At 64.1% G+C, this 3520-nt stretch carries 3 protein-coding genes; 1 reads left to right on the top strand and 2 read right to left on the bottom strand.

Going from position 1 to position 3520, the window contains the following annotated elements; translation table 11 throughout:
- A partial coding sequence (locus WBB85_RS16570; protein WP_432639702.1) for a methyltransferase family protein occupies positions 1–483 on the bottom strand: 483 nt, incomplete at its 3' end.
- 4 nt (positions 484–487) lie between these two features.
- On the bottom strand, positions 488–2875 hold the full coding sequence (locus WBB85_RS16565) for a heavy metal translocating P-type ATPase (RefSeq protein ID WP_432639701.1): 2388 nt from the start codon (positions 2873–2875) through the stop codon (positions 488–490).
- An 88-nt stretch (positions 2876–2963) separates the two neighbouring features.
- Here WBB85_RS16565 and WBB85_RS16560 point away from each other — a divergent pair, with 88 nt between their 5' ends.
- Entirely contained in the window at positions 2964–3404 is a 441-nt protein-coding gene (locus WBB85_RS16560; RefSeq protein ID WP_432639700.1) for a MerR family transcriptional regulator, read from the top strand.
- Positions 3405–3520: the final 116 nt, after the last annotated feature.

The raw sequence follows: 3520 nt of genomic DNA, 5'->3' as shown, positions 1-3520 counted from the left end.
GGCGAGGACGGTAGGGAGAGAGGGAACCGCCATCGCAACACCTGCCAGCAGTGCCGCTTGCCCCACAAACGTCGGGTTGCGGCTGAACCGGTAGAGCCCGCCGCAGACCAGATCGCCGGTTTCGCCGTCCACCACGCCGACGCGCCAGGATGATCCCATCGACATCTGGGCGGCAAAGGCCACCATCTCGCCAAGCCCCGCGACAAAGACCCCGATCAGGCCAAGGAGGGCGGCGCGCCCCTCGGTCCAAAGCGGGTCGACCTTGTGGAGCGTTGGCACGGCGAGCCAGAGGAGCGGCCCGAAGAAGGAGATCGCAAAGGCCACGCGGAACCCCATGGCGGCCAGTCGGTCGCGTCCCGTGGCGCGCGCGAACAGCCAGACCGGCCGACCGGCTGCTTGTGCAGCGAGGGCGCTGCCCCAGAAAAACAGCGCGAGATAGCCGAAGAGAAGGGCCAACGCGGCCCAGCCAAATCCGGAGATCATCTGCTCAGCCCTCTCGTTCCGGGTTGAACCGCAGCAGGCGCAGAGCGTTCAGGGTCACCAGCACCGTCGCACCAGTATCAGCGAGAATCGCAATCCAAAGGCCGGTCAGACCGAAGACCGAGGTCACGAGGAACACGGCTTTCAGTCCAAGCGCGATGGTCACGTTCTGGCGGATATTGGCCATTGCCGCGCGCGACAGGCGGATCGTGGCGGGAATGTCGGTCACCCGGTCGCGCAGGATAGCCGCATCGGCGGTTTCCAGCGCCACATCGGTGCCCGATCCCATCGCCACGCCAACGCTTGCCTGCTTCAGCGCCGGCGCGTCGTTGATGCCGTCGCCGATCATCATCACGCCGCCTTTGGTGCCGATCTCGCGGATATAGGCGAGCTTGTCCTCGGGCATCATATCAGCTTCGAACCTAAGCCCGAGGCTTCCGGCAATCGCAGCGGCCGTGCGCGGGTTGTCGCCGGTCAGGATGACCGAGGTCACCCCCATGGCCGTCAACTGGCGCACTGCGTCTTTGGCATCCGCCCGCGGCTCGTCCCGCATGGCGATCAGGCCAAGCGGGGTCTTCTCGCGGAACACAGCTACGGCAGTTTTGCCGTCCTCTTCGAAGATCGTAGCCTGCCGCAGGCCAAGGCCATCAAGTCCGCCATGTTCCATCGCGTATCGCGGAGAGGCGACCCATGCGGGCACGCCGCCCACGTTTGCAACAACCCCTTTGCCCATCAGCGCCTTGGCATCCTGCGATGGCAGCGCGGTCACGCCTGCGTCTTTGGCCTTGTTCAGGATGGCGATGGCGAGCGGGTGGCTCGACCCCATTTCGACCCCTGCCGCAACGGCCAGAAGCTCGGCTTCTGTGGTGGCCCCGAACAGCACCAGATCCGTCACTTGCGGGCGGCCATGCGTCAGCGTCCCAGTCTTGTCGAAGGTCACGACATCGACCTTCGCCGCAGCCTCGATCACGGCGCCACCCTTCATCAAGAGCCCGCGCCGCGCCCCGGTGGACATGGCCGAAGCGATGGAGGCGGGGACCGAGATGACCAGCGCACAAGGGCAGCCGATTAGCAGAAGCGCAAGGCCGCGATAAACCCAAGTGTCCCAAGGCTGACCGAAAGCCAGCGGCGGCACCAACACCACCAAAGCCGCTATGGCGACAATGGCGGGCATATACCAGCGGCTGAACCGATCGATGAAACGTTCGGTCGGCGCGCGGGCCTCTTCGGCCTCTTCGACAAGGCGGATGATGCGGGCGATCGTGTTGTCCTCGGGGCCCTTGGTCACCTTGACCCGCAGGGCTGCCTCAGTGTTGATCGCCCCAGCAAAAACCGGATCCCCTGGGCCGCGTGTCTTGGGCACGCTTTCGCCCGTGACAGGGCTTTCGTTTACGCCCGAGGTACCGTCGGTGATCTCGCCATCGGCCGGAATCCGGTCGCCGGGGCGCACAAGAACGGTCTGTCCGACGGACAGGGTCGCCGCTGGCACCTCGCGCGTGGTGTCGCCGGTGACCAATTGCGCCGTCTTGGGCACCAGATTGGCCAGCGCCCGGATGCCGTCCCGTGCCTTGCCTGCGGCCACGCCCTCCAGCACCTCTCCCACAGCGAAAAGGAAGACAACCAGCGCGGCCTCCTCAGCCGCATTGATGAACAGCGCACCGATGGCGGCGATGGTCATCAGGCTTTCGATGGTGAAAGGCTGGCCCATCCGCAGCGCGGCAAAGGCGCGCTGCGCCACCGGGGCAACCCCAATCAGACAGGCGGCAACGAAGGCCCACTTCCCAATGTCGGGCGCCAGATACTCGATGATCCAGGCCGCACCCAACAAGAGGGCGGTGAAGATGACGAGCTTGCCCTTGCCTGTCTGGTACCAGCGCTTGCCCCGGTCAGCTGGGTCGTCATGTACATGGCCGGGGCTGCCGTGACCGCTGTCGTCGCGCGCATATGCCTTTGCGGTCTTTGGGGTAGCGTCACGGCCTGCATGATCGTGCTTAGCGTGATCTTCCTCACTGTGATCGTGGCCCGAATGGTCTTGCCCGGCATCATCATGGTCGTGATCATGGCCATCGTCGTGGCTGTGGCCCTCGGCTTCGTCGTGGTCATCCTCGGGCACCGCACCCGGAAGCACGAAGTCTTTCTTCGCCCCCGCCTTGCGCGGCTCGATCTGATAGCCAAGCGACCGCACGGCCCCTTCGATCTTTTCGCTCGGTGTGGTGCCATCGGCCAGCGTCAGCTTCAACCGTTCGGACATGATTGCCACATTCACATCGGTGACACCCGGCAGACGCCCGACCGCATTCTTGATCTTGGTCGCGCACGCGGCGCAATCCATGCCTGTCACGGTCCATTCGACAGTTGCTGTCGTGTTGGTCGTATCGGAATTCTTGTCAGCCATGATCGCTCCCCCGCCCGAGCTGGGGCAGTTGCCATTATTGATTCGTAGACTTAATGTCTCTAGCAACTATAGCTTCAAGGGAAATCTGATGCTGACCATCGGAAAACTGGGCGAGGCCGCCGGGGTGAAGGTTCCGACGATCCGCTATTACGAACAGATCGGCCTCCTTCCCGAAGCTGAACGCAGCGCGGGCAATCAGCGGCTCTATGGCCGCAAGGCGATGGAACGGCTCGCCTTCATCCGGCATGCGCGCGATCTGGGCTTCACGCTGGAAGCGATCCGCGACCTTCTCAGCCTCTCGGACAGACCCGACCAGTCGTGTGCCGCCGCCGATGCCATCGCAAGAGCGCAACTGGCCGAAGTTGAAAGCCGCCTTGCCCGCCTGACCGCGCTGAAAGCCGAACTCGAACGCATGGTCGTGCAATGCGCAGGCGGGAAGATAGCCGACTGCCGGGTGATCGAAGTGCTGGGAGACCATTCCCTCTGCGCGACCGATCACCGCCATCCGGAGACCGAGTTGGCGCAGTAATCAAGCTGGACACCGCGCGGCTCAGTCGGCCAGCGTCAGCTTCAACCGTTCGGACATGATTGCCACATTCACATCGCTGACACCCGGCAGACGCCCGACCGCATTCTTGATCTTGG

The organism is Albidovulum sp. (genome assembly GCF_049646345.1).
Classification (GTDB): Bacteria; Pseudomonadota; Alphaproteobacteria; order Rhodobacterales; family Rhodobacteraceae; genus Albidovulum.
This window is presented reverse-complemented; position numbering and strand designations above follow the sequence as displayed.